The sequence below is a fragment of the Hydrocarboniphaga sp. genome (assembly GCF_028291725.1).
GTDB lineage: Bacteria > Pseudomonadota > Gammaproteobacteria > Nevskiales > Nevskiaceae > Hydrocarboniphaga.
The window spans coordinates 36,254-62,193 of the sequence record NZ_JAQGNT010000011.1 but is presented as its reverse complement, the minus strand read 5'-3'; the positions used below and the strand labels follow the sequence as shown (position 1 = coordinate 62,193).

At 67.4% G+C, this 25,940-nt stretch carries 22 protein-coding genes; 14 read left to right on the top strand and 8 right to left on the bottom strand.

The window, feature by feature from the left end; genetic code table 11:
• Both JWQ90_RS03690 and JWQ90_RS03685 read right to left on the bottom strand, forming a co-directional pair.
• Positions 1 to 1,566, bottom strand: coding sequence for a HAMP domain-containing sensor histidine kinase (locus tag JWQ90_RS03690; RefSeq protein ID WP_299689565.1), 1,566 nt, complete (start codon positions 1,564 to 1,566; stop codon positions 1 to 3).
• A complete protein-coding gene (locus JWQ90_RS03685; protein WP_299689562.1) occupies positions 1,563 to 2,255 on the bottom strand; it encodes a response regulator transcription factor in 693 nt (230 codons plus the stop codon). The genes JWQ90_RS03690 and JWQ90_RS03685 overlap by 4 nt, the downstream gene beginning before the upstream one ends.
• Positions 2,256 to 2,436: 181 nt before the next feature.
• Here JWQ90_RS03685 and creD point away from each other — a divergent pair, with 181 nt between their 5' ends.
• A complete protein-coding gene (creD, locus tag JWQ90_RS03680; protein ID WP_299689559.1) occupies positions 2,437 to 3,837 on the top strand; it encodes a cell envelope integrity protein CreD in 1,401 nt (466 codons plus the stop codon).
• Here creD and JWQ90_RS03675 read toward each other — a convergent pair.
• The 3 genes from JWQ90_RS03675 to def are packed head-to-tail and all read right to left on the bottom strand — an operon-like array spanning position 3,819 to position 5,468.
• Positions 3,819 to 4,013: an oxidoreductase-like domain-containing protein gene (locus JWQ90_RS03675; RefSeq protein ID WP_299689556.1), complete on the bottom strand. Its 195-nt coding sequence runs from the start codon at positions 4,011 to 4,013 to the stop codon at positions 3,819 to 3,821. The two genes, creD and JWQ90_RS03675, sit on opposite strands and share 19 nt — an antisense overlap.
• Positions 4,010 to 4,930 carry a methionyl-tRNA formyltransferase gene (fmt, locus tag JWQ90_RS03670; protein ID WP_299689602.1) on the bottom strand — a complete coding sequence of 307 codons (921 nt, stop codon included), beginning with the start codon at positions 4,928 to 4,930 and terminating at the stop codon, positions 4,010 to 4,012. The genes JWQ90_RS03675 and fmt overlap by 4 nt, the downstream gene beginning before the upstream one ends.
• Positions 4,931 to 4,961: 31 nt before the next feature.
• Positions 4,962 to 5,468, bottom strand: a complete 507-nt coding sequence (gene def / locus JWQ90_RS03665; RefSeq protein WP_299689553.1) for a peptide deformylase — start codon at positions 5,466 to 5,468, stop codon at positions 4,962 to 4,964.
• A gap of 159 nt (positions 5,469 to 5,627) precedes the next feature.
• Between def and JWQ90_RS03660 the strand changes: the two genes are divergently transcribed.
• From JWQ90_RS03660 to JWQ90_RS03615, 10 genes are all read left to right on the top strand, one after another.
• On the top strand, positions 5,628 to 6,782 hold the full coding sequence (locus JWQ90_RS03660; protein ID WP_299689550.1) for a LysM peptidoglycan-binding domain-containing protein: 1,155 nt from the start codon (positions 5,628 to 5,630) through the stop codon (positions 6,780 to 6,782).
• Between the two features lie 146 nt (positions 6,783 to 6,928).
• Positions 6,929 to 8,083, top strand: coding sequence for a DNA-processing protein DprA (dprA, locus tag JWQ90_RS03655; RefSeq protein ID WP_299689547.1), 1,155 nt, complete (start codon positions 6,929 to 6,931; stop codon positions 8,081 to 8,083).
• Between the two features lie 148 nt (positions 8,084 to 8,231).
• Positions 8,232 to 8,708 (top strand): DUF494 family protein, encoded by a 477-nt coding sequence (locus JWQ90_RS03650; RefSeq protein WP_299689544.1) that lies wholly within the window; start codon positions 8,232 to 8,234, stop codon positions 8,706 to 8,708.
• A gap of 230 nt (positions 8,709 to 8,938) precedes the next feature.
• The gene (locus tag JWQ90_RS03645) at positions 8,939 to 10,159 is read left to right on the top strand and encodes a hypothetical protein (protein ID WP_299689542.1); all 1,221 of its coding nucleotides are present in this window, start codon (positions 8,939 to 8,941) and stop codon (positions 10,157 to 10,159) included.
• A gap of 206 nt (positions 10,160 to 10,365) precedes the next feature.
• Entirely contained in the window at positions 10,366 to 12,819 is a 2,454-nt protein-coding gene (locus JWQ90_RS03640; protein WP_299689540.1) for a DNA topoisomerase I, read from the top strand.
• Positions 12,820 to 12,861: 42 nt separating this feature from the next.
• Complete coding sequence (locus tag JWQ90_RS03635; RefSeq protein ID WP_299689538.1) at positions 12,862 to 13,413, top strand: Sua5/YciO/YrdC/YwlC family protein; 552 nt, start codon at positions 12,862 to 12,864, stop codon at positions 13,411 to 13,413.
• A gap of 71 nt (positions 13,414 to 13,484) precedes the next feature.
• Positions 13,485 to 15,470, top strand: coding sequence for a reprolysin-like metallopeptidase (locus JWQ90_RS03630; RefSeq protein WP_299689536.1), 1,986 nt, complete (start codon positions 13,485 to 13,487; stop codon positions 15,468 to 15,470).
• 81 nt (positions 15,471 to 15,551) lie between these two features.
• Positions 15,552 to 16,481: an oxygen-dependent coproporphyrinogen oxidase gene (gene hemF / locus JWQ90_RS03625; protein ID WP_366919427.1), complete on the top strand. Its 930-nt coding sequence runs from the start codon at positions 15,552 to 15,554 to the stop codon at positions 16,479 to 16,481.
• Positions 16,482 to 16,561: 80 nt separating this feature from the next.
• Complete coding sequence (locus JWQ90_RS03620) at positions 16,562 to 17,500, top strand: hydrogen peroxide-inducible genes activator (RefSeq protein ID WP_299689531.1); 939 nt, start codon at positions 16,562 to 16,564, stop codon at positions 17,498 to 17,500.
• A 21-nt stretch (positions 17,501 to 17,521) separates the two neighbouring features.
• Positions 17,522 to 17,950, top strand: a complete 429-nt coding sequence (locus tag JWQ90_RS03615) for a DUF1499 domain-containing protein (protein ID WP_299689529.1) — start codon at positions 17,522 to 17,524, stop codon at positions 17,948 to 17,950.
• A 111-nt stretch (positions 17,951 to 18,061) separates the two neighbouring features.
• Here the strand turns inward: JWQ90_RS03615 and JWQ90_RS03610 are convergent, their stop codons facing one another.
• Positions 18,062 to 19,390, bottom strand: coding sequence for a peptidoglycan-binding domain-containing protein (locus JWQ90_RS03610; RefSeq protein WP_299689527.1), 1,329 nt, complete (start codon positions 19,388 to 19,390; stop codon positions 18,062 to 18,064).
• Positions 19,391 to 19,506: 116 nt separating this feature from the next.
• Here JWQ90_RS03610 and JWQ90_RS03605 point away from each other — a divergent pair, with 116 nt between their 5' ends.
• A complete protein-coding gene (locus JWQ90_RS03605) occupies positions 19,507 to 21,573 on the top strand; it encodes a transglycosylase SLT domain-containing protein (RefSeq protein WP_299689525.1) in 2,067 nt (688 codons plus the stop codon).
• Between the two features lie 10 nt (positions 21,574 to 21,583).
• On the top strand, positions 21,584 to 22,819 hold the full coding sequence (locus JWQ90_RS03600) for a multifunctional CCA addition/repair protein (protein WP_299689523.1): 1,236 nt from the start codon (positions 21,584 to 21,586) through the stop codon (positions 22,817 to 22,819).
• A 72-nt stretch (positions 22,820 to 22,891) separates the two neighbouring features.
• Here the strand turns inward: JWQ90_RS03600 and JWQ90_RS03595 are convergent, their stop codons facing one another.
• The gene (locus JWQ90_RS03595) at positions 22,892 to 24,166 is read right to left on the bottom strand and encodes an OmpA family protein (RefSeq protein WP_299689521.1); all 1,275 of its coding nucleotides are present in this window, start codon (positions 24,164 to 24,166) and stop codon (positions 22,892 to 22,894) included.
• Between the two features lie 62 nt (positions 24,167 to 24,228).
• Complete coding sequence (locus JWQ90_RS03590) at positions 24,229 to 25,008, bottom strand: undecaprenyl-diphosphate phosphatase (protein ID WP_366919426.1); 780 nt, start codon at positions 25,006 to 25,008, stop codon at positions 24,229 to 24,231.
• A 115-nt stretch (positions 25,009 to 25,123) separates the two neighbouring features.
• Between JWQ90_RS03590 and JWQ90_RS03585 the strand changes: the two genes are divergently transcribed.
• Positions 25,124 to 25,891, top strand: a complete 768-nt coding sequence (locus tag JWQ90_RS03585) for an SDR family oxidoreductase (protein ID WP_299689516.1) — start codon at positions 25,124 to 25,126, stop codon at positions 25,889 to 25,891.
• Positions 25,892 to 25,940 lie beyond the last annotated feature (49 nt).

Here is a 25,940-nt window from a genome sequence, read left to right as displayed (position 1 = left end):
CTAGAGTTTGAGCGGCAGCCGCACCAGAAACACGGCGCCCGCGTCGGAGGCGCGCAGACTGATGTCGCCGCCGTGCGCCGTCAATAGCGCGCGGATGATCGCCAGGCCCAGGCCGGTGCTGCCGCTGCCGCGCGCGGTGGTGAAAAACGGCTCGAAAATGCGCGCCGCGTTGGCGGCCGATATTCCGGGACCGGTGTCTTCAAAACTCAGCAGCAGTGCGGAGCCCTCGATGCTGGCGGCAAGGCGTAGCACGTAGCCCGGCGCATGCAGGCGCGCGTTGTCGAGCAGGTTAGCGAACACCGTCTCCAGTTCTTCTGCCGGCATCGGCACCCAGGCGACGGCGTCCGGAAACTGTGTTTGGATCACGCTGCCCAGGCTTTCTGCGCGCGCAGCGCTGTCACGCAGTACCGCGAGTGCGTCGCTGCGCTGATGGCCGGGGCGCGTGACGTCGGCGCGCGCGAGTTCCAGCAGGCGGCGCACCAGGCGATCGAGCCGCGCGGTATCGGCCGCGATCATGTCCTGGAACCGCGCGCGCTCGTCCGGAGCCAGGGCATCGGCGTGATCGCGCAACAACTCGACCGCGCCGCGAATGCTGGTCAACGGCGTCTTGAACTCGTGCGACACGTGCGCCGCAAAGCGGCGGATGTAGTCCGCGCGCGCTTCCAGCGTCTGCGCCATTGCCGCCAGCGCGGTGGAGAGTTCGGCGACTTCGCGCGTGCCGGCATGACGCAGCGCCTGCACCGCGCCGCTCTCGCCGCGCGCCGCGCGCTGCGCCTGCGCCCCCAGTTCGGCGATCGGCCTGGCGATGGTGCGCGTGGTCAGCCAGGACAGCGTCAGCACGAGCGCCAGCAGCGCCAGGCTGGCGTAGACCAGCGGCCAGCGCTTGCCCTGGATCGTGTCCCAGATACTGGCCGGCGTGCGCGCCAGCAGCACTGCGCCGAGCACGTGGTTCTGATGAATCACCGGCAAGGCGACGAACACGCGGATGCCGGTGGCGCGGCTCAGCGAACCTGAAACCGGCGGCGGTGATTGGCTGTGGCGTTCGCGCAGCAGGCTGACGGTCTCGCCGCGCAGCGCGCGCAGCACTTCCGGCTGCGTCAGCTGGCCGCCGAAATCCCCGGCGGTGCTGGCAACGACGATGCCCTGATGATCGAGCACGCGAATGCCGGCCAGCGTGGTGCGCCGCACGTCCTGCAGCACCGGACTGAATTCGGCGCCCACCGCGGCCGCCCGCGGCTCGGCGCGCCAAGGCGTGGGTTGAGCATCGTCGGGCCGCGGCTGTATCGGGTCCACCGCCAGATCGAGCCGCGGCTGGCGCGGCTGCCATTCGCCGATCGGGCCGAAAACCGCCGGCAGATCGGCCAGCGCCGGCTCGCCCGGCATGCGCAACCACGCCGCCTTGTAGGCCGCGGCGACGACTGCGCCCTGCGCCAGCAGCTCGCTTTCGGTCTGGCGCACCAGCGCACTTTCGTACAGACGCAGCCAGGCGATGCCGCCCAGCGGCAACAGCATCACCAGCAGATTGATCAGCAGCAGGATCAGGCGCAGCGACGGCCGCCACTTCATTCGCAGGGGCCGAGCCGGTAGCCGATGCCGTGCGCGGTTTCGATGACGTCGGCGCCGGCCACCGCGAGCTTGGCGCGCACTCGGCGCACATGACTGTCGATGGTGCGATCGGAGACGATGCGGTGCAGCTCGTAGGCCTGATCCATCAGCTGCACCCGCCGGCACACTTTGCCGGGCCGCGTGATCAGCGCGCGCAGGATGCCGAACTCGGTCAGCGTCAGCACGATCTCCTGCTCGTCCCACCAGGCGCGATAGCGCTCGCCGTCGAGCCGCAGCCGGTTATGCCGCCATTGCGCGGGCGCGGCGTCGATCGCGATCGGCTCTGCGCGGCGCAACAGCGCGCGTACCCGGGCAACGAGTTCGCGCGGCGAAAACGGTTTGGCTACGTAGTCGTCGCCGCCGAGCTCGAGCCCGACGATGCGGTCCACCTCGTCGTCCCGCGAACTCAGAAACAGGATAGGCAGACGCGCGGTCATCGGCGCAGCGCGCAGCCGTCGGCAGACTTCGGTGCCATCCATTTCGGGCATCAGGATATCGAGCACCAGCAAGCTGGGACGCTCGCGGTCGCAGACCGCCAGCGCCTGCACGCCATCACCGGCGCTCAGCGTTGCAAAGCCCGCTTTGCCGAGCGCGAAACAAACCAGTTCGCGGATATGCGCGTCGTCGTCGACTACGAGGATTTTGGCCATGTCGGCAGCTTAGCAAGGCGTGCCGCGCACTCCGCGGACCTGCACCGGATTTGCACAAAGTTCCTCGCGACTTGCACGCCGTCGCGGCCGGACTTGCGACGCGCACACGAACAATGGCCGGACCCTTTTCCGAACCCCTTTCCGAACCATTCCCCGAGTCCCACTCGAAGCGAGATCCGTCATGACATCCCTATCCGCATCACCGCCGGCCGCGCCCGGCAGTCCACCTGTCGTCACGGCCGCGCCAAACCGCGGCATCGTCGATTTTCTGCGCAGCCCGCTGGGCCGCCTGGTGCTGCTGCTATTTTTGTGGCTGCTGCTGCGCATTCCCTTGTCGATGATCCAGGACCTGGTGCAGGAGCGGCAATCGCGCCGCGTTGATGCCGGCACTGAAGTGACCAGCAAATGGGGCGGCCAGCAGCAGCTGATCGGCCCGATCCTGCGCGTGCCCTACATCGCGCATTACACCGACGCGGACGGCAAGCCGCGCCAGCTGCGCCGCGCCGCCTATCTGCTGCCCGAACAGCTCGGCATCGAGGCAAAGCTGAAAACGGAGAACCGCCACCGCGGCATTTTCAGCTTCCCGGTTTATGGCGCCGAACTGAAGCTGAGCGGACATTTCCAGCGCCCGGACCTGTCGACCTGGGTCGACCGCGACGACGACATGCTCTGGCAGCAAGCCGAGCTGCAGATCGGCCTCAGCGATGTGCGCGCGATCCACGCCGACGGGCAGCTGATCTGGGCCGGAAAGCCATACGAGCTGCAACCGGCCACCGACGCCGACTGGAACGCAGCCGGCGTGCACGTGGCGCTGTCTGTCGCGCCCGGCAAGGCGGATGTCTTCGACGACAACGGCCTTGCCGATTTCACACTCCGGCTGCGCTTCAACGGCAGCGATCAGATCCTGATGGCGCCGGTCGGCCGCAACACCAATGCGAGCTTGCAGGCCGATTGGCCGCATCCGAGTTTCCAGGGCGCCTGGCTGCCGACTCGCAGCGAGCTTTCAGCGCAGCAATTTGCGGCGGACTGGTCGATCTCCTACCTCGGTCGCGGCTATCCGCAGCAGTGGAACAGCGCCAGCGAACGCAAGCTCGAAGACCTGCGCCAGCAACTGTTCGGCGTGAGCCTGCTGACGCCGGTGGACGCGTATCGCATGGCCGAGCGAGTGACCAAGTATGCGGTACTCGCGCTGTTTTTCACGTTCCTGACGATCTGGCTGACCGAGCTGCTCAGCGGGCAGCGCGTCCATCCGCTGCAGTATCTGCTGGTGGGTTCGGCGCTGTGCCTGTTCGGCCTGCTGCAGCTGGCCTTCGGCGAACACGTCGGCTTTGCGCCGGGCTTTCTGGTCTCGACTCTGGCGGTCACCGGCATGGTCACGTTCTACAGCCGCGCCGCCCTGCGCCGCTGGCGCGCGGCACTGGTCGTCGGCGGCCTGCTCAGCGGACTCTATGGCTACTTGTACCTGCTGCTTCAAGCCGAGGACTATGCCTTGCTGGGCGGCTCGGTCGCTCTGTTCGCGGGTCTTGCGGTGGTGATGCTGCTGACGCGCAAGCTTGACTGGCATCAGCTCGGCGGCGGCTGAGCGCCGGCTTTGAGCGCGGACCGCTGCGCCAGTATCGCCTCGCACTGGCGGCGCCAGGCCTGGACTTCGTCCTCGAAGCCGTCGAGCACGCAGACCGCGCAGCCGCCGTTGCAGCAGTCGGGACGTTCGGGCTCGGGCGGCAATGAGTCCTCGCGCGCGTCTTGCGGCGGGTTCATTGGAAGCGGGCTCCGAGCAGCGGCCGGCCGCGCGCCGCCTGCTCGGCGTCGGTGACGCGGCCGCCGGCCCATTGCAGCGCCTGCAATGCGAGCAGGCCGTCACCGGTTGCGACAACGACGCCGTAGGCGTTGGCCGAGACGATGGTGCCTGGCGCAGCGTCGGCGGCCTCGGCGATCGGGCGCGCGGCGAACACGCGCAGACGCTCGGTGCCGAGCTCGGTCCAGGCGATCGGCGCGGGATTGAACGCGCGCACCAGGCGATCGAGTTCGATCGCCGGTTTGGTCCAATCGATTCGCGCTTCAGTCTTGTCGAACTTGTGCGCGTAGGTGACGCCTTCGCTTGGCTGCGCTTCAGGTTGCAGCGTGCCGGCCGCGGCCTGCGTGACCGCTTCGACGATCAGCCGCGCGCCCATCGTCTGCAGCTGCTGCTGCAATTGATCGGCGGTGGTCGTCGGCGTGATCGCGACCTGGTCGCGGATCAGCATCGCGCCAGTGTCCAGGCCGGCATCCATCTGCATGATGGTGACGCCGCTGACGTCGTCGCCGGCCAGGATCGCGCGCTGGATCGGCGCGGCGCCGCGCCAGCGCGGCAGCAGCGAGGCATGAATGTTGAAGCAGCCGAGCCGCGGCACGTCGAGCACCGCCTGCGGCAGGATCAGGCCATAGGCGACGACGACCATCAGATCCGGCGCGAGCTTGCGCAGGCCACCGATCGCCGGCTCGTTGCCGCGCAGGCTCGAAGGTTTGAACGTCGGCAGGCCCAGTTCGGCGGCGCGCAGCGCGACCGGCGAGGGCATCATTTTCTGGCCGCGGCCGGCGGGACGATCGGGTTGCGTGTAGACCGCGACGATCGTGTGGCCGGCCGCATGCAGTGCATCCAGTGCGGCAACCGAGAATGCCGGCGTGCCGGCGAACACAATTTTCAATCGATGCCTCGACTGGCGACGGTCACGCGTTTTCGCGCAGCTGCTGCTTGCGCAGCTTCTTCAGAATCCGCTCGCGCTTCAGCGACGACAGGTAGTCGATGTACAGCTTGCCGTCGAGATGGTCGATCTCGTGCTGCACCGCCTGCGCGCGCAGGCCCTCGACCTCGAGCTCGTAGGGCGCGCCGTTGCGATCCAGCGCGCGGACCTTGAGATGGTTGTAGCGCTGCACTTTCTCGCTGGCATCCGGCACCGACAGGCAGCCTTCCTCCATCTCGACGCGATCGCTGGCCGCTAGCACTTCGGGGTTGATCATCACCCGCGGCTCGGGCGCGTCTTCTCCGGCGTCCATCACCGCCAGGCGCAGGTTGACGCCGACCTGGGTGGCGGCCAGGCCGACGCCGGGCGCGTCATACATGGTTTCGAACATGTCTTCGACCAGCTTCTGCAGCGCCGGGCCGAAGTCGACGACCGGCTGCGCCTTGATGCGCAACCGCGGGTCGGGATGATGAAGAATCGGCATCAGGGCCATGGCTTAGTATTCGGACGCTACAGATTGATCTACTGGTTTGATGCGGAACGATCCGTGAACCCCCGGCTGCCATTCCGGCCTGAACAGGGGAGCCAGCCGCAAGAGGGGACGGCCTGCATGGGAAAGTATAGTCGCTCGCAATCCGGGTATCGCGGGTGCTTGGACCGCCAAGCGCTGTCGAAATTCGGCGTCACCGGTCTGGCCATGTTGCTGGCGGGCCTGGTCGCGGCTTGTGCCTCCAGCACGCCGATGCCCGGCCCGCTGCCGGCACCGGCCGCCGAACCCGCAGCCGAACCGATGCAGACCATGGCGGCCGCGGAGCCCTATTCCAGCGCCCAGCCGGCGCCGGTGCTCCGCCCCGGCGCGCCCTTGGCCTACGTGGTCAAGCGCGGCGACACGCTGTGGGACATCGCCAACCACTTTCTGCTCGACCCCTGGCAATGGCCGGAGATTTGGTACGTGAACGGCCAGGTGCGCAACCCGCACCTGATCTATCCCGGCGACGTGCTGCAGCTGTCCGAGGTCGATGGCCGGCCGCGCCTGGGGCTGGCCGGCGGCTCCGACCTGGAGCGGGTGTCGCCGCAGGTACGCGAACTGCCGCTGGAATCGGCGATCCCGACGATCCCGATCGACGCGATCCGCGATTTCCTGCGCGGACCGCGCCTGGTCACGCCCGAGGAGCTGAAGACCGCGCCGTATCTGCTGTCCTTCGTCGACGATCACCTGATCGGCGGCGAAGGCGCGCTGATCTACGTGCGCCGGCTGCCGCCGCAGGAACCCTGGTCGTATGCGCTGGTGCGGCCGGGCGAGCCGTACAAAGACCCGGACGACGGCTCGATCATCGGCTACGAGGCGATCCCGATCGGCGAGGTCGAGGTCAAGCTGCCGGGCGAACCGGCTACAGCGCTGCTGTCACAGAGCTATCGCGAGGCGCGGGTCGGCGACCGCCTGCTGCCGGTGGAGCCGGAGGCCTTCCAGGCGGACTTCTACCCGCACGCGCCGGACCACGCGATCGGCGGCCGCATCATCGCGGTGTTTGACGGCCTGTCGCAGATCAGCCAGTTCCAGATCGTCGCGATCAACCGCGGCAGCCAGCATGGCCTGGAGCCCGGCCACGTGCTGCAGATCATGCAGGCCGGCGCCCGTGTCGCCGACCCCTACGGCAAGAAGAAGATCCAGCTGCCGGATCAGCCCGCCGGGCAATTGCTGGTGTTCAAGACCACGCCGCGGCTGTCGTATGGCCTGGTGATGAGCGTGACCCGCCCGGCGCATCTGCTGGACAAGGTGGAGAAGCCGCTGCCGACACGGTACTGATTTGGGTATCGTAGGTTGGGGTGAGCATCGCGAACCCCAACATCGGCGCGGGATACCGTTGGGGTTCGCGATGCTCACCCCAACCTACGCTCGCTACCGAGACGCAAATCCTTGCGGTACGCGGCGCCGCGCCCTAGCGTCGCGTCATGAACGACGAAGATCTCCGAGCCTGGCTGTGGCTGCTGCGCGCTCCGGGCGTCAGCCCGCCGCTGGCGGTACGCCTGATCGAGCAGTACGGCGACGCGGCCACCGTGCTCGCCGCCGGCCGCGGCAACTGGAGCCGGCTCGGCCTGTCGCGCGAAGCCTGCACCGGGCTCGCCGAACCGGACCGCGCCCGGGTCGATCTGGATCTGGCCTGGCTGGCCGGGGCGGCCGACCGCCACCTGATCGTCTACACCGATCCGCGCTACCCGCAGCGGCTGCGCGAGATCGACGCGGCGCCGGCAGCGCTGTTCGGCATCGGCGACGTCGAGCTGCTGCGCCAGCCGCAGATCGGCGTCGTCGGCTCGCGCCATGCGACCGCCCAGGGCCTGGACACCGCGCAGTCCTTCGCCGCCGCGCTGGTCGGCCGCGGGCTGGTCGTGACCAGCGGCCTGGCGCTGGGCATCGACGGCGCCGCGCATCGCGGCGCGCTGGCGGCCGGCGGCCCGACGATCGCGGTTTGCGCAACCGGGCTCGACCGCGTCTACCCGGCACGGCACAAGGAGCTGGCCCACGCGATTGTCGCCCGCGGCCTGCTGGTGTCCGAGTTCTCGCCGGGGATGCCGCCGTTGGCCGAGAACTTTCCGCAACGCAACCGGCTGATCTCGGGACTGTCGCTGGGCATCCTGGTGGTCGAGGCGGCGCGCGAATCCGGCTCGCTGATCACCGCCAGGCTGGCGGCCGAACAGGGGCGCGAGGTGTTCGCGATACCGGGCTCGATCCACAATCCGCTGGCGCGCGGCTGCCACCAGCTGCTGCGCCAGGGCGCGCGTCTGGTCGAGACCGTGGACGACATCGTCGAAGAGCTGTCCGGGGTTCTGGCCGCCGCGCTGAGCGAGGCGCTGGCCGACCCAGGCGCCGCGGCCGCCGACACATCGGCGTCAACAAAACCGACTATAGAGTCCGAACCGGCCCGCGACTTGCGAGGGATTTGGCAGGCCATCGGCGATGAGCCGACGAGCGTGGACCGCCTGATCGAGCGTCTGCAGACCAGCGCGGAGGCTTTGAGCGTAGGGCTTTTGGAGCTGGAGCTCGAAGGCTGGGTGGCTACCGACAGCTCCGGCCGGGTTATCCGGCGGGTCCGTGCGGAGCCGCAGTGAGCGAGCTCAAAATGTTAGGAGAAACGCGCAACAAACACAATATGTAGACAAATCATCACTTCACCTCTAAGGTGAACTGACCGCTCCTGCGAGGGCGGTGCTGGCACAGCAGGTCGCAAATCCTCTTGAAAGACGCAACGGGATCGACATGAAAGAAACAGTGCTGGACGTGCTGATGTATCTCTTCGAGAACTATCAGCATGGGGAATTCTCCGACACGGACAACCAGGACACTCTGCGCGACGAGCTCACCGCCGCCGGCTTTCCGGCCGAAGAAGTGGAACACGCCTTCTCCTGGCTAGACGGTCTGTCCGAGAACCGCCAGAAACCGGTACACGATGGCGCCGGCGGCGCGATGCGCTCGCTGCGGATGTATGCCCGCGAAGAGCTGGCCAAGCTGTCGGTGGAATGCCGCGGCTTCCTGCACAACCTCGAGCAGCTCGGCATTCTGGATTCGTCCAGCCGCGAGGTCGTGATCGACCGGCTGATGGCCTTCCAGGAGGAAATCGACCTGGAGCGCGTCAAGTGGGTCTGCCTGCTGGTGCTGATCAACCAGCCGGACTCCGAGGAAGCCTTCGAGCACATGGAAGACCTGGTCTATTACCAGGGCGACTATCTGCACTGAGGCGGCGGCTTCCAGGACGGCCGGTATGCGGCTCGGACCTGCGCAGCCCATCTGACACGGGCCGCATGTTCGACGACGAAAGCCCCTGCCGGGGCGACCGGCAGCCTTGACTTGATGCGCCCGCGCCGCTGGTCGCCGTCCGCTTAACCACTTGTTCTGTTGTGGGATTTTTCTTACACGCCTTCTTGCGATGGTGAGCTCGTCATCACCACGCAACCGGGGCATCCCACATGTTCGACCTTCCCTGCAAACGCGCCATCGGCGCAGCCGCTCTTCTCGGCGCCACCCTGCTGACTGCCTGCGGCGGCGGCGGTTCCGATTCCTCGACCGATCCGACACCGGCCAGCACGACGATCACCGGCAACAAGATCGCCGGCCCGCTCGACCCCGTGCAGACCCAGCTCAGCACGTCGGTGTTCATTCCGCTGACCAGCGCGGTTACCGGCACGCCGCTGCAGGCCGTGGTCCAGTGCAGTGACGCGATCGTCAACGGCAGTGCGCTCGACATCGCCGATACGGTGCTGGTAGCGCTTCAGGCCGCCGCCGCCAACCCGGGCAGTGCCGACCCGGCCGCGCTGGCCGACTCGCTGCGCCTGATGGTCGTCGACCTGACCGGGCTGCTTCAGGGCCTCGCCGGCCAGACCAGCGGCTGCACCACCAACACGCTGTCGCTGGCCCAGCTCGAAGCCGCGCTGCACGCCCTCGACGGCACGCCGCTGGCGCCGCTGTCGACCCAGCTGGAACCGGTGCTGGCGCAGATCATCGCGACCATCGGCACCGGTAGTGGCAGCGGCAGCGGTAGCGGCACGACGCCGTCGCTGGCGACACTCGCGACACTGGTCGCCCAGCTCAACGCCGCGATGCAGACCGCGATCGCACAGATCCCGGCCTCGGCCTACTCGGCCCCGATCGCCGGCGGTGCGTTGACCACGGTGGCAACTGCGCTGAGCAATCTGAGCACGCTGCTGACCGCCGCGACGAACATGGATGCGGCTGGCGCCAGCACCGCGCTGCAGGCCCTGGTGACCAACGCCGTGACCAATCTGCTGACCCAGGTCGTGCCGCTGACGACACTCGAGTCGCAGTCCGGCAGCGACGCGCTGACCGCCCAGATCGCCAGCGTGACGGCACAGCTGCAGAGCCTGCTCGGTGGCAGCGTCGGTACCTCGCCGGCTTCCTCGGTATTCGGCGCCTCGCTGCTGAGCGCGCTGACGCCGCTGCTGTCGCCGATCGAAACCCTGCTGCCGACGATCACCGGCCCGATCATGGACGCGCTGGCCGGCGGCACCGCCTCGGGCGGCACCGGCGGCGCGCTGGCCGGTACCGCGCTGGCGCCGGTGGTCAACATCGTCAGCACCGTGCTCGGCACGCTGGCTGGCGGCACCAGCGGCACCGGCAGTTGCGCCTTCGCCGGCATCCCGCTGCTGGCGATCCTGTGCGGCTCTACCTGAGCTGAAACCGCCGCGTCGCATCGGCGAGGTTTTAAAAAGGGCCGGCTCCTCGCCGGCCCTTTTTCTTTGTCCGCACCAGGCTGCAGAGGCCCGAAAAGGGGCCGCTCGGCGACGGGCTAGCTAGACATTGGCGGCGGCTTGCCCTTATAAGCACGGTCCCCGCGGGCCCGTAACCCGCGTCGGTCGTGGTTTCCAGCAGCGGTGCAATGAGCAAAAACCTGGTCATCGTCGAGTCGCCGGCCAAGGCGAAGACGATCAAAAAGTATCTGGGCAAGGACTTCGAGGTCCTGGCGTCCTACGGTCACGTGCGCGATCTGGTGCCCAAAGACGGCGCCGTCGACACCTCCGGCAGTTTCGACATGAAGTACCAGATCATCGACCGCAACGAGAAACACGTGCGCGCGATCATCAGTGCATTGAAGGACGCCGACGCGCTGTTCCTGGCGACCGACCCTGATCGCGAGGGTGAGGCGATCAGCTGGCATCTGGTCGAGCTGCTGAAAGAAAAAGGCGCGCTGAAGAACAAGCCGGTCAAGCGCGTGGTGTTCCACGAAATCACCGAGCGCGCGGTCAACGAGGCCATCGCCAACCCGCGCGACATCGCCTTCGACCTGGTCAATGCGCAGCAGGCGCGGCGTGCGCTGGACTATCTGGTCGGCTTCAATCTGTCGCCGCTGCTGTGGCGCAAGATCCAGCCGGGCTTGTCCGCCGGCCGCGTGCAATCGCCGGCGCTGCGCCTGATCTGCGAGCGCGAGCTCGAGATCCGCGCGTTCATTCCGCAGGAATACTGGACGCTGGATGCGCGCGCGCAGAAAGACGCGCAGAGCTTCGCCGCCAAGCTCACCGAACTCGACGGGCAGAAAGTCGAGCAGTTCACACTCACCGACGCCGGCGGCTCGGAAGCGGCGAAAGTGCGCATCCTCGCCGCCGCGCAGGGCTCGCTGAAAGTCGTCGCCGTCGACAAGAAGCAGCGCCGGCGCAATCCCTCGCCGCCGTTCACGACCTCGACCTTGCAGCAGGAAGCCAACCGCAAGCTCGGTTTCACCTCGAGCCGCACGATGCGCACCGCGCAGCAGCTGTACGAAGGCGTGGATCTGGGCGGCGACACGGTCGGCCTGATCAGCTACATGCGTACCGACTCGGTGAGCCTGGCGCAGGAAGCGATTGCCGAGATCCGCAAGACCATCGTCCGCGAGTTCGGCGACAAGACCCTGCCGGCCGAGGCGCGCTACTACAAGAGCAAGAGCAAGAACGCGCAGGAAGCGCATGAAGCGGTGCGCCCGACGTCCGCCTCGCGCACGCCCAAGTCTGTCGCGCGTTATCTGACGCCGGACCAGGCCAAGCTCTACGAGCTGATCTGGAAACGCGCGATGGCCTGTCAGATGAACCCGGCGGTGTTCGACACCGTCGCCGCCGACTTGAAAGCCGGCCTGCAGCACACTTTCCGCGCCAATGGCTCGGTGTTGCTGGAGCCGGGCTTCCTGGCTGCGTACAACATCAAGGTCACCGATCCGCTGGACAAGAGCGACGAGGACGACGAGGACGACAAGCGCCTGCCGGTGCTGGTGGTCGGCGAGACCGTGAACCTGCTGGACCTCGACGCCGAGCAGCATTTCACCCAGCCGCCGCCGCGCTATACCGAAGCAAGCTTGGTGAAGACGCTGGAGGAATTCGACATCGGCCGTCCGTCGACCTACGCCTCGATCATCAGCACGTTGCAGGCGCGCGAGTATGTGCGCCTGGACAGCAAGCAGTTCACGCCGACCGACGTCGGCATGATCGTCAACAAGTTCCTGACCGATCATTTCACCCAGTACGTGGACTACGAGTTCACTGCCAAGCTAGAGGACGATCTCGACGCGGTGTCGCGCGGCGAGCGCGAATGGGTGCCGCTGCTGGCCGATTTCTGGGGCTCGTTCAAGCCGCGCGTCGACGAGAAGATGGAGCTGACGCGCCAGGAAGTCAGCGAGACGCGCCAGATCGGCACCGACCCGGCGAGCGGCAAGCCGGTCTCGGCTCGGCTCGGCCGCTACGGGCCGTTCGTGCAGATCGGCACCAAGGACGACGCCGACAAGCCGCGCTTCGCCAGCTTGCGCGCGAACCAGCGCATCGACACCGTGACGCTGGCCGATGCACTGGCGCTGTTCCAGCTGCCGCGGCGCCTCGGCACGCTCGAAAACGGCGAGGAGGTCGAGGTCAACATCGGCCGCTTCGGGCCGTACGCGCGCTACGGCAAGAGCTTCGTATCGCTGAAGAAGGACGACGACCCCTACACCATCGGCCTGCCGCGCGCGATCGAGCTGATCGAGCAGAAGGCCGCGGCGCTGGAAGCGGCGACGATCAAGGTCTTCGAAGCTGCGGGCATCCGCATCATCAAGGGTCGCTTCGGGCCGTATATCAGCGACGGTACGCGCCGCGCCAACATCCCCAAGACCCGCGATCCGGAAACCCTGTCGGCACTGGACTGCGAATTCTTCCTGAACGAGGCCGAGCAGAAGGACAAGGCGGCCGGCGGCAAGAAGAGCGGCAAGGGCAAGGCGAGCAAGAAGACCGCGGCCACAGCCAAGACGGCGACCAAAACCGCGGCCAAGAGCGTCGTCAAGAAAAGCACGGCAAAAAAAAGCACAGCGAAAAAAGCCGCCAAGAAGAAAAAACCCTAAGCCGTGGCCGGAAAAGAAACCCCTTCTGTTGCGCGCGCTCCGGTGCTGAGCAACATCCATCTGCGCAAGGCGGCGCGCGCGGTGCGCGCCGGCGGCCTCATCGCCTACCCGACCGAGGCGGTCTGGGGCCTGGGCTGCGACCCGAACAATGAAGACGCGGTGATGCGCCTGCTGGCGCTGAAGCAGCGGCCGGTCGAACGCGGCCTGATCGTGATCGCCTCGGATTTCAGCGAGATCGAACACTGGCTGATGCCGATGGCCGAGAAAGTCGAGGACCGCGCCTACCGCACCTGGCCCGGCCCGCATACCTGGCTGTGGCCGGCGACGCCCGAGGCGCCGCGCTGGATCACCGGCGGCAGTAGCAAGATCGCGGTGCGCGTCACGCGCCATCCGGCCGCGGTCGAACTCTGCGACGCGGTCGGGCCGCTGGTATCGACCAGCGCCAACCGTGCCGGCGAAGCGCCGGCGCGCACGCTGACCGAAGTGCGGCTGCGTTTCGGCCGGAGCATCGACGTGGTTCCAGGCCCGGTCGGCCGGGCGCCGCGGCCGACGATCATTCGCGACCTGCTGAGTGGACGCACCATCCGCGCCTGAGGTCGAACCCCCTGTCGGCTCCGGCGGCCAAGCTGCTACAACGCGGGTCTCCTGATCCGCTGAAGAATCCGATGCGCTCCCTGACCCCTGTCCTGACGGCCTGCTGCATGGCCGCGTTCTTCTGCGGCCCCGCCGCAGCCGCATCGTCCAGCCTGTGGGCGGATGCCCCCGCCTCGGCCAGCAAGCTGACCACGCCGCGCCTGATCGAGCCGAGCAAGGCGCGCATCTTCGACCTCGACAGCCCGGCGCTGCGCGCCCAGCTCGCGGCGCTGCCGGACGAGTCCACGCCGCTGTCGTCGCGGCCGGCGATCAAGCTGCCGATGCCCGACGGCAGCAGCATCAGCTTCCGCATCGCCGCGACCGCGGTGATGGCGCCGGCGCTGGCCGCGCGCTATCCGCAGATCCTCACCTTTGCCGGCGTCAGCGAAAGCGATCCGGACATCAGCGGCCGCTTCGACATCGGCCCGCGCGGCTTCCACGGCCAGATCTTCACCTCGAAGGGCACGGTGTTCATCGACCCGCTGCGCCGCGGCGAAACCCGCATCCACCAGGTCTATTACACGCGCGACATGCCGGCCAGGCGCCGCGCACCGGACGTGATCGACAGCGCGCTGTCGGGCATAGTCCAGCGCACCGCCGCCAGCGCGGTGGGCACCGACGGTGTCAGCATCGCCACCGATCTGCGCACCTATCGCCTGGCGCTGGCGACCACCGGCGAATACGCCGAATACCAGGACCCGGACAATGCCACTCCGGACAAGAGCATCGTACTGGCCGAACTGGTCAACGTCGTCAACCGCGTCACCGGCGTCTACGAGCGTGAAGTCGGCGTGCGCATGCAGCTGATCGCCAACGAGGACGCGATCATCTACACCGACCCGACCACGGACCCCTACGCCAACAGCTCGGGCAGCCTGATGGTCAACACCAACACGCGCATCCTGAACACCGCCATCGGCTCCGGCGCCTACGACATCGGCCATGTCGTCAGCACCGGCGGCGGTGGAATCGCCGGGCTCGGTGTCGTCTGCGGCGGTTCCAAGGGCGCCGGTGTCACCGGCCTGCCCGACCCGATCGGCGATGCGTTTTATATCGACTACGTCGCCCATGAAATGGGCCACCAGTACGGCGCCAACCACACCTTCAACAGCCAGACCGGCTCCTGCGGCGGCGGCAACCGCAACGCCTCGACCGCGTACGAGCCCGGCAGCGGCACCACGATCATGGCCTACGCCGGCATCTGCGGCGCCGACGACATCCAGCCGCACAGCGACGACTACTTCCAGTCGGTGAGCTTCGACGAGATCGTCGACTACACGCGCAACGGCACCGGCAACAGCTGCGCGGCCGTCACCGCCAGCGGCAACCAGGCGCCGAGCGCCGATGCCGGCGCTGGCGGCTTCACGATCCCGATGCAGACGCCGTTCGAACTGACCGCCGTCAAGAGCACCGATCCGGACGGCAACAAGCTCAGCTACCAGTGGGAAGAAATGGACCTCGGCGCCGCTGGTGCGCCCGATTCGCCTGATGCGAGCGCGCCGCTGTTCCGCTCGTTCCTGCCGACCAAGAACAAGACGCGGGTTTTCCCGCAGCTGTCCGACCTGCTGAACAATACGCACACCATCGGCGAGATCCTGCCAGCGGTGAGCCGCACGCTGAACTTCCGCCTGAACGTGCGTGACAACCAGGTCGCGCCGTCCTCGGGCGGCGTCGCCAGCTCGCTGATGAGCTTCTCGGTCACCGGCAGCGCCGGTCCGTTCAAGCTGCTGACGCCGAACACCGCGGCGACCTATGCGGCCGGCAGCAAGCTGAAAGTGACCTGGGACGTCGCCGGCACCAATCTGGCGCCGGTGTCCTGCTCGACAATCGACGTCTACCTATCGACCGATGGCGGCCAGAGCTTCACGACGAAGTTGAGGAAGGTCTCAAACACCGGCAAGACCAACGTCACGCTGCCGATACTCGACACCAGCACCGCGCGCCTGAAGCTCAAATGCAACGGCAACGTGTTCTTCGACGTGTCGGACGCAAGCTTCGCGATCACCACGGCGCCATAACGCGCCATCAGCTTCAAGGGCGGCTAGGATGCGTGCTCGTCATGCATCCTTAGCCATCCAGCGGAGCCACCGTTGAGTTTCATCCGTCGCGACAAGCAATCGACCCCCGACGCAGCCGCCGTCGAAGCCTATCTGCGCGATCTGCAGAACCGCATTTGCGATGCGCTGAGCGCCGCCGACGGCCAAGCTTTCGCCGTCGACGAATGGCGCAAGCCGGACGACGCGCCACTGCGCGGCAACGGCATCACCCGGATTCTCGAAGGCGGCGAGCTGTTCGAGCGCGCTGGCGTCGGCTTCTCGCTGGTCGCCGGCGACCGGCTGCCGCCGTCGGCGAGCGCGCAAAGGCCGGAGCTGGCCGGCTGCTCATTCCGCGCGATGGGCGTGTCGCTGGTGCTGCATCCGCGCAATCCGCATGTCCCGACCGTGCACATGAACGTGCGCATGTTCCTGGCCGAAAAACCGTCCGGCGATCCGGTGTGGTGGTTCGGTGGCGGCTTCGATCTGACGCCGTACTACGTGGTCGAGGACGACGTCCGAAACTGGCACCGCGCGGCGCGTGATGCCTGCGCAGCTTTCGGCGACGAGGCGTATCCGCGTCTCAAAAAAAACTGCGACGAGTACTTCTACCTGAAGCATCGCAACGAGACGCGCGGCGTCGGCGGCCTGTTCTTCGACGACTGGAGCGAAGGCGGCTTCGACGCCAGCTTCGGTCTGCAGCGCAGCGTCGGCGACGCGTTTCTGCCGGCTTATCTGGCGATCGTCGAGCGCCGACGCGACACGCCTTACGGGGCTCGCGAACGCGAGTGGCAGCTGGTGCGTCGCGGCCGCTACGTCGAGTTCAACCTGGTGTTCGACCGCGGCACGCTGTTCGGGCTGCAATCCGGTGGGCGTACCGAATCGATCCTGATGTCGATGCCGCCGCTGGCGAGCTGGCAGTACGAGCATCGGACTGAGCCCGGTAGCGCTGAAGCACAGCTCGCGCAGTACCTGAAGCCCCGCGACTGGGTGTGAGGCGGCACAACGGCGGGTCATGACCCGCCCTACAAGCCACGCCGGCTGAGCTGACTGGCGCCATCCGTTATGCTGGCGGCATGACGCTCACCGAGCTGCGGTATCTGGTCAATCTGGAAAAGGAACGGCATTTCGGCCGCGCCGCCGAGCGCTCCTTCGTATCACAGCCGACCTTGTCCGTGGCGGTGAAGAAGCTCGAGGACGAACTCGGCGTGCTGCTGTTCGAGCGCAATCGCGGCGAAGCGCGGCCGACGCCGGTTGGCGCGCGCGTGATCGCCCAGGCGCGGCGCGTGCTCGCCGAGGCCAAGCTGATCGAGGATCTCGCCCGTGAGGGCCGGGACGAGCTGGTCGGGCCGCTGCGCTTCGGCGCGATCTACACGGTCGGCCCCTACCTGCTGCCGCATCTGATCCCGGTAATTCGCCAGATCGCGCCGATGATGCCGCTGGTGATCGAGGAAAACTTCACCGCGAAGCTGCTCGAACAGCTGCGCGACAACGAGCTCGACGTCGCCGTGGTCGCGCTGCCGATCGACATGCAGGGCTTCGCCGCGTGGCCGCTGTACGACGAGGATTTCGTCGTGCTGATCCCGCAGGATCATCGCTGGAAAAACGAAACCGAAATCCCGGCACGCAAGCTCGCCGAGGAACATCTGCTGCTGCTAGGCCCCGGCCACTGCTTCCGCGACCAGGTCGTGCAGGCCTGCCCGAAATGCGTGGAGCCCGACGGCGACGGTCCGCGCGCGCAGACCGGCAGCTCGCTGGAAACCATACGCCACATGGTTGCCGGCGGCCTCGGCATCACCGTGCTGCCGCGCTCCTCGGTTGCGAACCGCAGCGACGAAGCCGGCCTGATCGTCGCCAAGTCGTTTGCGCCGAAAGCACCGGCAAGGCGTATCGCGCTGGTCTGGCGCAAGACCTATCCGCGGCTCGCCGCGATCGGCGCGCTACGCGATGCGATCCTGGCGAGCCCGCTGCGCGGCGTGACGATGCTGCCTTCCGAACACAAGCAGGAAGCTTGAAACTGCCATGAAGGCGATGCAATGAGCCTGCTCAAAATCAGCGGCAAGAGGCCCGAAAACCTCGGCGTGCACAACGGCCAGCTGACGCCCTGCCCCGAAGACCGGTCGACTTGCGTATGCAGCCAGCAGCAGGCCGAAGTACGCGGCGAACTCGGGCCGCAGCATATCCATCCGTTCAAGTACGCCGGCAGCGCCGGTGACGCGATGACGCGCCTGCTGGCGGTGTTGCTGGAGGAGCCGCGCTGCAGCCTGGTCACGCAGACGCGCGACTACGTGTATGCGGAATTCCAGACCGATCTGCTCGGCATGATTCACGATGTCGAGTTTCTGATCGTGCCGGCCGAGTCGGTGATCCACGTGCGCTCCGCCGCGCGTTTCGGCCCTTCGGATTTCGGCATGAACCGCGCGCGTCTGGAAACCCTGCGCGAGCGCTTCGACGACGCGGAGTGAGCCTCGCCGATACCGTCTGACGAGCCGAGCCGTTCGTAGGTCGGCAATCCTTTGCCGACGTGTACAGCCCGATGCGCAACCGAGGCCACACGTCGGCAAGGGATTGCCGACCTACGGCAAGCCGACGCCCAGCGCCTGCAGCGTTGGCAGGTTCAGATAACGATCTTCCGGCAGACCCTTGGCGCGCTGATACGCGTTCAAGGCATCCAGCGTGCGCTTGCCGGCGCGGCCATCGCTGGGGCCGGGATCGAAGCCGGCGTTGCGCAGCGCGTCCTGTACGCGGCGCACGGTCGTATCCCTGATATTGGTTTCGCACAGCACCGGGCGCCATTCCAGCGTCGCCGGCGCGGCCAGCTCGCGCGTCGTGTAGCTCGCCATCTGATCCGGCACGCGCACCATTTGGTATGCCGCCGGCGCGACCAGTTTCTGCACCTGCACGGTCGAACGCTGTTCCGGTACCGCGACGCGGCGAACCTGGGCCGGCTGGTCGATCACACGGCGCGTAATCGTGCGGTACTCGCCCGGCAGCTGCACTTCGCGCATCTGCGGCTGGGTTTTGATCACCTTGCGCGTCACCGTGCGATATACCGCCGGCTCTTCGACCAGGCACATGATCTCGCCGCTGGCGTTGTCGATCTTCTGGATCGGACCGCGGCCGCGTTTCCAGGTCTGCGTCGCCGGCTTTTCGAGCACCTTTTCGGTGACCGTCTCGTAGCGCGGCTCGCTGGCCAGGTAACGCGTGCTCGGCGGCGTGATCTCCACCTGTTCGGTCACGGTCCTGAACGTCGCCGGTATCACTTCCAGGCGCTCGTAGGCTTCCTGCGCGGTGTAATCCTGCAAGGCCGTCTGATAGCGCGCCGGCGTCAGCTGCGCGCCGTCGTAACCCGGGCGCGCAACGTAGTCGCGCTGGATGCTGCGGTATTGCTCGGGCGTGCGCACCAGCGCATAGCACTCGCCGGGCCGCGCGCTCTGCGGCATCGGCGGAATCAGCGCTCCCGCACCGATGTTGCTGGCGCCGGCGTAGTAGTCGGTCGTCGCATAAGCCGGGGCCGAGGACTGCACCACCGGGATCAGTGCCGGCTGCAGTCCCTGGGTGACCGCGCCGGTGCTCGTCATCGAGCTCAGGCCGTTGCCGCTACGCTGCCACTGGGATAAACGCTCGGCCGTCGTGCGCTGCTCTTCTTCGGCGCGTGATGCAACCGTGTATGCCGGGGTGGTCAGCGCGGACGGAGGCGGGATGCGCTCGGACGGCAAGGCCGGGCGTGGCGGCGTGCCGGTGTCGTAGATCTGGTAGCGGCTGGCCGCGGTCGAGGGGCTCGGCGGCGGAATATCCGCATAAAAGTCGCTGCTTCGGGCACCGGTCTGGCTGGTGCTGGCGCAAGCCGATAAGACCGCAGCCAGCCCTGCCACCACACAGGCCCTGTGTCCGAAGCTGAGCATGGTTCCCTTCAAAGCATTATTTTTGCATTGTCTTATCTGCCGGCGATGGTATCAGCGCCCCCGGCGAGCGTGTGACCACCGGGATACTTTGTCCAAGCGACACTAGAATGTCGGCAATGAGCCAACCTCCCTATAGCCGCCACGCTGCGGTGCTGGCGCTGGCCATGCCGCTGGCGCTGATGGCGACGGCGCGCGCGCAGGCGCCCACAGCGACCTCTCCCGACAACGCCGCGGTCCGCGCCGAGTTCGTGCAGCAGATCGAGTCGCTCGAGGCGATGCCCTCGCCGGCGCAGGCCGGCACGACCGGCGAGGCCTCGGCGGCGCTGCGCAACTACGTGCTGTATCCGTATCTGGAGGCGCAGCGTCTGCGCGCGCCGCTGCGCTTTGGCCTGGTCGCCGACGACGCCGCGATCGGCGCGCTGCTGAAGCGCGACGGCGACCTGCCGTGGACGCGCGAGCTGCGCCGCGACTGGCTGGTGGATCTGGCCAAGCGGCGCAGCTGGCCGCCGTTCCTCGCCAACTACCTGGAACCCCGTGCCGACTCGCGCCTGCGCTGTGAACAGCTCAACGCGCTGATCGCCTCGCAGCCGCCACCGGGCGCGCCGAACGCATCGACGGGCGGCGGCGCTCAAGCACCCGACCCGCTGCGTACTTCGGTGCTCGAGCTATGGATGACCGGCGCGCAATTGCCGGACGCCTGCGTCGCGCCGTTCGAATGGGCCAAGGCGCGCGGCTGGTTCACGCCGGACCTGCTCGAAAAACGCGCGAAGCTGGCGCTGCAGGCCGGCAATGCCGAGCTCGCCGACTTCCTGCTGCGCTCGCTGCCGCCGGAAAGCGCGCCGCAGCTGCGCAGCTGGTCGCGGCTGTTGCGCGCGCCCGAGCGCGAACTCGACGCACTGACCGCGGCCGGGCCCAGCCTGATGCTGGCGCAGGACCCGGAGGCGATCGCGGCCGCGGTCGGCAAGCTCGGCAGGCGCGATCCGCTTGGCACCACGCCGCGCCTGTCGGCCTTTATCGCCGCCTGCGGCAGGCCCTGCGCGCTGGCGTCGCCGGCCACACCGGGCGAGCTGCGCCGCGAAGTCGCGCTCGGCGCGGCCTGGAGCCGGCTGCCGCAATCGGTCGCGGCGTTTCGCATGGTCGACGACGCGGCGCTCGACGAACGCAGCAACGAATGGCGCATCCGCGCGGCGCTGTGGGCAGGCGACTGGCAGCAGGCCAATGCCTGGATCGCAAGCCTGCCACCGGCGCTCGCCGAACAGCAGCGCTGGCGCTACTGGCGCGCTCGCGCGCTCGCGCAGCAGGACGACCCTGCTGGCGCCCGTGCGATCTGGGAGAAACTCGCGACCGAAACCGGCTACTACCCGCTGCTCGCCTCGTATCGGCTGGACCGCGGCTACGTGCCGATACCGACGGTCAGCCCGAAAGACCCGGCGCTGCAGCAGCAGCTGTCGACGCGGCCGGGCATGGTCCGGGTACGCGAGCTGTGGCTGGCCGGCCGCAACGAGTGGTCGAGTCTCGAATGGGGCGAGCAGATCGGCTCGCTGGACAACGCCCAGCTGGTGCAGGCGGCTCGGCTCGCGCAGACCTGGGGCGCGCAGGTACAGACCGTCACCGCGGCCAGCAAGGCGCAGGTGTTCAACGATCTGGAGCTGCTGTATCCACGGCCTTTCGAGATTGAGGTCGCGGCTGCGTCGCGCGCTTCCGGTGTGCCTGCCAACTGGATCTACGCGGTGATGCGCCAGGAGAGCCTGTACGATCCGCGCGCGCGTTCGCGCGCCGACGCGCTCGGCCTGCTGCAGATGCTGCTCGGCACCGCGCGCGACACCGCGCGCCGCCAGCAGCAGCCGATCCCGAGCGCCGCGGATCTGTTCAGGCCCGAGATCAACACGCGGCTCGGCGCGCTGCATATTCGGGAGCTGCTGGAACGCTACGACAACGAATTCGTGATGGTGCTGGGTGCCTATAACGCCGGGCCCAAGCCGGTCGCGCGCTGGCAGCCGTCCAGCGCGTCGCTGGACGCCGATGTGTGGATCGAGAACGTGCCGTACAACGAGACGCGCAGCTACATCCAGCGCGTCATCTGGCACAGCGCGGTGTTCGGCTGGCGCGCAGACGGCACGCCGCAGAAGATCGACAAGCTGATGCATGCGATCACGCCCACCGCCGGCGGCGACGACTCGTGAGCGCCGCGCCATGAAACGCTATCTGGTCGGCGGCGCGGTGCGCGATGCGCTGCTCGGGCGCGCGGTCACCGAGCGCGACTGGGTCGTGGTCGGCGCGACGCCGGATGAAATGATCGCGGCAGGCTACAAGCCGGTTGGCCGCGATTTCCCGGTGTTTCTCGATCCCGAAACCAAGGACGAAACTGCGCTCGCGCGCACCGAGCGCAAGTCCGGACGCGGCTATCACGGCTTCGTGATGGATGCCTCACCGCTGGTGACGCTGGAGGAAGACCTGCGCCGCCGCGATCTGACCGTCAACGCGATGGCCCAGGACGAGGACGGACGCATCATCGACCCATACGGCGGACGCCGGGATCTGGAATCCAGGACGCTGCGCCACGTCTCCGAATCTTTTGCCGAGGACCCGGTGCGCATACTGAGGCTGGCGCGCTTTCATGCACGCTATGCAGCGCGCGGTTTCGTCGTCGCCGACGAGACGATGACGCTGATGCGCAGCATGGTCGCGGCCGGCGAGGCCGACCATCTGGTCGCCGAGCGCGTGTGGAAGGAGACCGAACGCGCGATGCTGGAATCGGAGAAGCCCAGTGTGTTTTTCGAAGACCTGGAAGCCTGCGGCGCGCTCGCGCGCGTGATGCCGGAAGTTGCCGCGCTACGCGGCGTGCCGCAACGCGCCGACTACCATCCCGAAGTCGACACCTTGACGCATACGCTGATGTGCGTCGACGCGGCGGTGCGTCACGACTTCGGCCTGGCGGTGCGCGTCAGCGCCCTGCTGCACGATCTCGGCAAGGCAGCGACGCCGTCGCCGGAGTGGCCTAGCCATCGCCAGCATGAAGAACGCGGGCTGCCGCTGGTCGCGCAGTTCTGCGAGCGCCTGCGCGTGCCCAACCAGTATCGCGACCTCGCACTGGCGGTGACGCGCGACCATCTGAACGTGCATCGCGCAACCGAACTTCGGCCGAATACTTTGCTCGGCCTGCTCGACCGTCTGGGCGCGTTCAAGAAATCGGGCGAGTTCTTCGAGCAGGCCTTGCAGAGTTGCCTGTGCGATGCACGCGGCCGGCTCGGGCTTGAACAAAGCGACTATCCGGCCGTCGACTATCTGCGCGCGGCACGCGCGGCGGCGCTGAAGATCCAGGCCGCCGAGGTGATGCGCGACGGCCACACCGGGCCCGCGGTCAGCGAGCAGATCACGCTGCGCCGGGAACAGGCGCTCAGGCAATGGAAGGCCGGTAGGTTGGGGTGAGCGCAGCGAACCCCAACATTGGCGCGGCAAACCGTTGGGGTTCGCTGCGCTCACCCCAACCTACGAACTCAACTACTCCGGCTTCGCCGTCTCGGTGGTGACGCCGCCGTTGCTGGCCGTGACTTTCAGCTCGACGCGACGGTTGTACTCGCGGCCTTCGTCGGTGGCGTTGTCTTCGATCGGCTGAGTCTCGCCGAAACCGGCCGTGGTCAAACGTCCGGCATCGATACCGCGGCCGACCAGGTATTGCTTGACCGATTCGCATCGGCGCTCGGACAGCTTCTGGTTGTACGCGTCGGAGCCCTTAGAGTCGGTATGGCCGTCGAGTTCGACGCTGATATCGGTCCGTGCCTGCAGCGCGTCGGACACCATGTCGAGCAGTGCTTTCGCGTCCGGCGTCAGCGTCGCCTTGTCGAATTCGAAGTTGACGCCGCGCAGCACGACTTTGTCGCCGACCTTGCAGCCTTCCAGCGTAAACGCTTGGCCCGCTGCGGGGCTCTCGCAGGGCGGCGGTGCCGGCGGCGCGGGCGGCGGCGGTGGCGCCTCGACCGGCGCGACCACTTCCACCGGCGCCGGCTCAGGCGGCGGCTCGGCCGGTGCTTCGCCGAAGGAATAGCGCAGGCTCAGCAGCGCCGAGTCGACGCTGTAGCGTAATTTGACGCGGGTTTCGGGCGTGTCGTCGAGCAGATTGAGCTTGGCGCGCAGCGTTTCCAGATGGCGGTAGTCCAGCGACAGCGTCCAGTGATCGCCCAGGTCGAAGCCCAGGCCGGCGCCGCCCTGGTAGGCGAACACGACGTCCGAAGTGTTGCGAAAATCCTGGCCGTCGTAACCCGCGCTGTGCATCGCGACGCGAGCCGCACCGACACCGCCGCCGATGTACGGATGGAAGCGGCTGCTCTTGAACAAATCGAACCACAGATTCGCCATTGCGGTCTGCGCATTTTCGTCGCCGTGCACGCCGCTGGCATCGGAACCGCCCGGTGTCAGCAGGCCGCTCAGAATGCCGGTCGGCTCGACATGGATGCTCTTCAGATCGTTTTCGCGGTAATCGATTTCGAGTTCGGGCCGCAGACCGCTGGCGAACGAGTAGCCGGTGACCAGGCCCCCGAGCCAGCCGGTCTTGAGCTTAACCTGGCCGATCGTGGTGCCGTCGTCGACCAGACCGCCGCCGTCCGGGTAGTAGATTTTGAAGGTCTGCTTGTCGACGAAATTAACGCCGCCTTCGGCCCCGATATACCAGCCATCACCGGCCTGCGCCACCACCGGCAGCGCGCCGCTGGCGATCAACAACAGGCCATAGGGGATCCGCTTTCCAAGCGAGTTTTCAAGCAAGCTCTTTTTATTCACTAGTCCACTCCCTGAGACTGTTCAGTCCGGAGTATACGGGCCTGGATTGAGTGGTCAAAAGCCTAGAGCAGCGCCAGCAGCAGGACACCGAGCGCGATGCGGTACCAGGCGAACACCTTGAAGTCGTGGGTCGAGACGTAGCGCAGCAACCACTTCACCGAGATGAAGCCGGTGATGGCGGAGACGACGATGGCGACGGCGAGTTCGCTGCCGGATTCGGTCTGCAGACCGCCGTTTTTGTAGAGGCTGAGCGTCTCGACCGCGCTGGCCGCGAACATCGTCGGGATGCCGACCAGGAACGCGAACTCCGCGGCCTTGCCGCGATCGGTGAGACCGAACAGCATCGCGGCGAAGATCGCAGCAGCCGAACGCGAAGTGCCCGGGAATACACCGGCGATCACCTGCGCGATCCCGACCGCGATCGCCAGCTTCCAGGTCACGGTGTCGCGGGGCGGCTGCCGCTTTGCCCAGGCCTCGATGATGAAGATCGCGAAGCCGCCGACGATCAGCGCGATCGCGACCGGTGTCACCGTTTCGGGCAGCTTGAAGCCGAGTTTCTTGACGATCAGGCCCAGCACCGCAGTCACCGCGAACGAGCCCGCGAGCTTCAGCGTGTAGTCGCGCGGCTCGGGCCTGCGCCAGCCGCCGGCCAGCTCGAACAAGCGCGCGCGATAGACCAGGGTCACGGCCAGAATCGCGCCGGCCTGGATCACGATGTTGAACAGGTCGGAGCGCTGGCCCAGCCAGTGTTCGGCGATCAGCAAATGGCCGGTACTGGAGATCGGCAGGAATTCGGTCAGGCCTTCGATAAGGCCGAGCAGCAGGGCATCTAGCATCGAGATGGGCTACGGGGAACGGGTCGGTGGGTGGGCCGGACCGCCGCAAGCGGCGCACATGGCGCGGCATCTTGGGCGACAATCGATACGACAAAACGGGACTCATGATAGAGGCAGGCGGATGAAGGTGCTCGCAACTTCGATACCGGAGCCGCAGGATGGTGCGCGGGTCGCGCTGATCACCGGTGCCGGCCGGCGTATCGGCCTGGCGATCGCGCGCGACCTGCATGCGGCCGGCTGGAATCTGCTGCTGCACTATCGGTCCGGCGACGAGACTCCGGCGCTGGAAGCCGAGCTCAACGCGAGCCGAGCGACCTCGGCCGCGAGCTTTCGGGGCGATCTGGGCGATGCGGCGCTGCCCGCGGCGATTTCAGCCGCGGCCATCGAACGCTACGGCCGGCTCGACGCGCTGATCAACAATGCATCGAGCTTCTACCCGACACCGCTGGACACGCTGAGCCACGCGCAGTTCGACGAACTGATGGCCAGCAATCTGAAAGGCCCGCTGTTCCTGGCGCAGGCCTGCGCGCGGCGCATGAGCGACGGCGCCGCGATCGTCAATCTGCTCGACATTCATGCGCGCAAGCCGATGCCGGGCTACGTCGCCTACTGCGCCGCGAAGGCGGCGCTGTGGTCGGTGACCGAGAGCCTGGCGGTCGAGCTGGCGCCGAAGATCCGCGTCAACGGCATCGCGCCGGGCCGGATGATCTGGGGCGGCGGCGACAATCTCGACGATGCGCAGCGCCGCGCCGAACTGGCGCGGATCCCGATGGGCCGCCTGGGTGGCGGCGACGAAGTGGCGCGCGCGGTACGCTTTTTGTTGTCGGCCGACGCCGCGTATTTGAATGGCGCGATTCTTCCGGTCGACGGCGGATTGAGACTCGCGTAGCCCGGGTGAAACCCGGGATCATGGCTTGGCGCACTCAATCCCCGGGTTG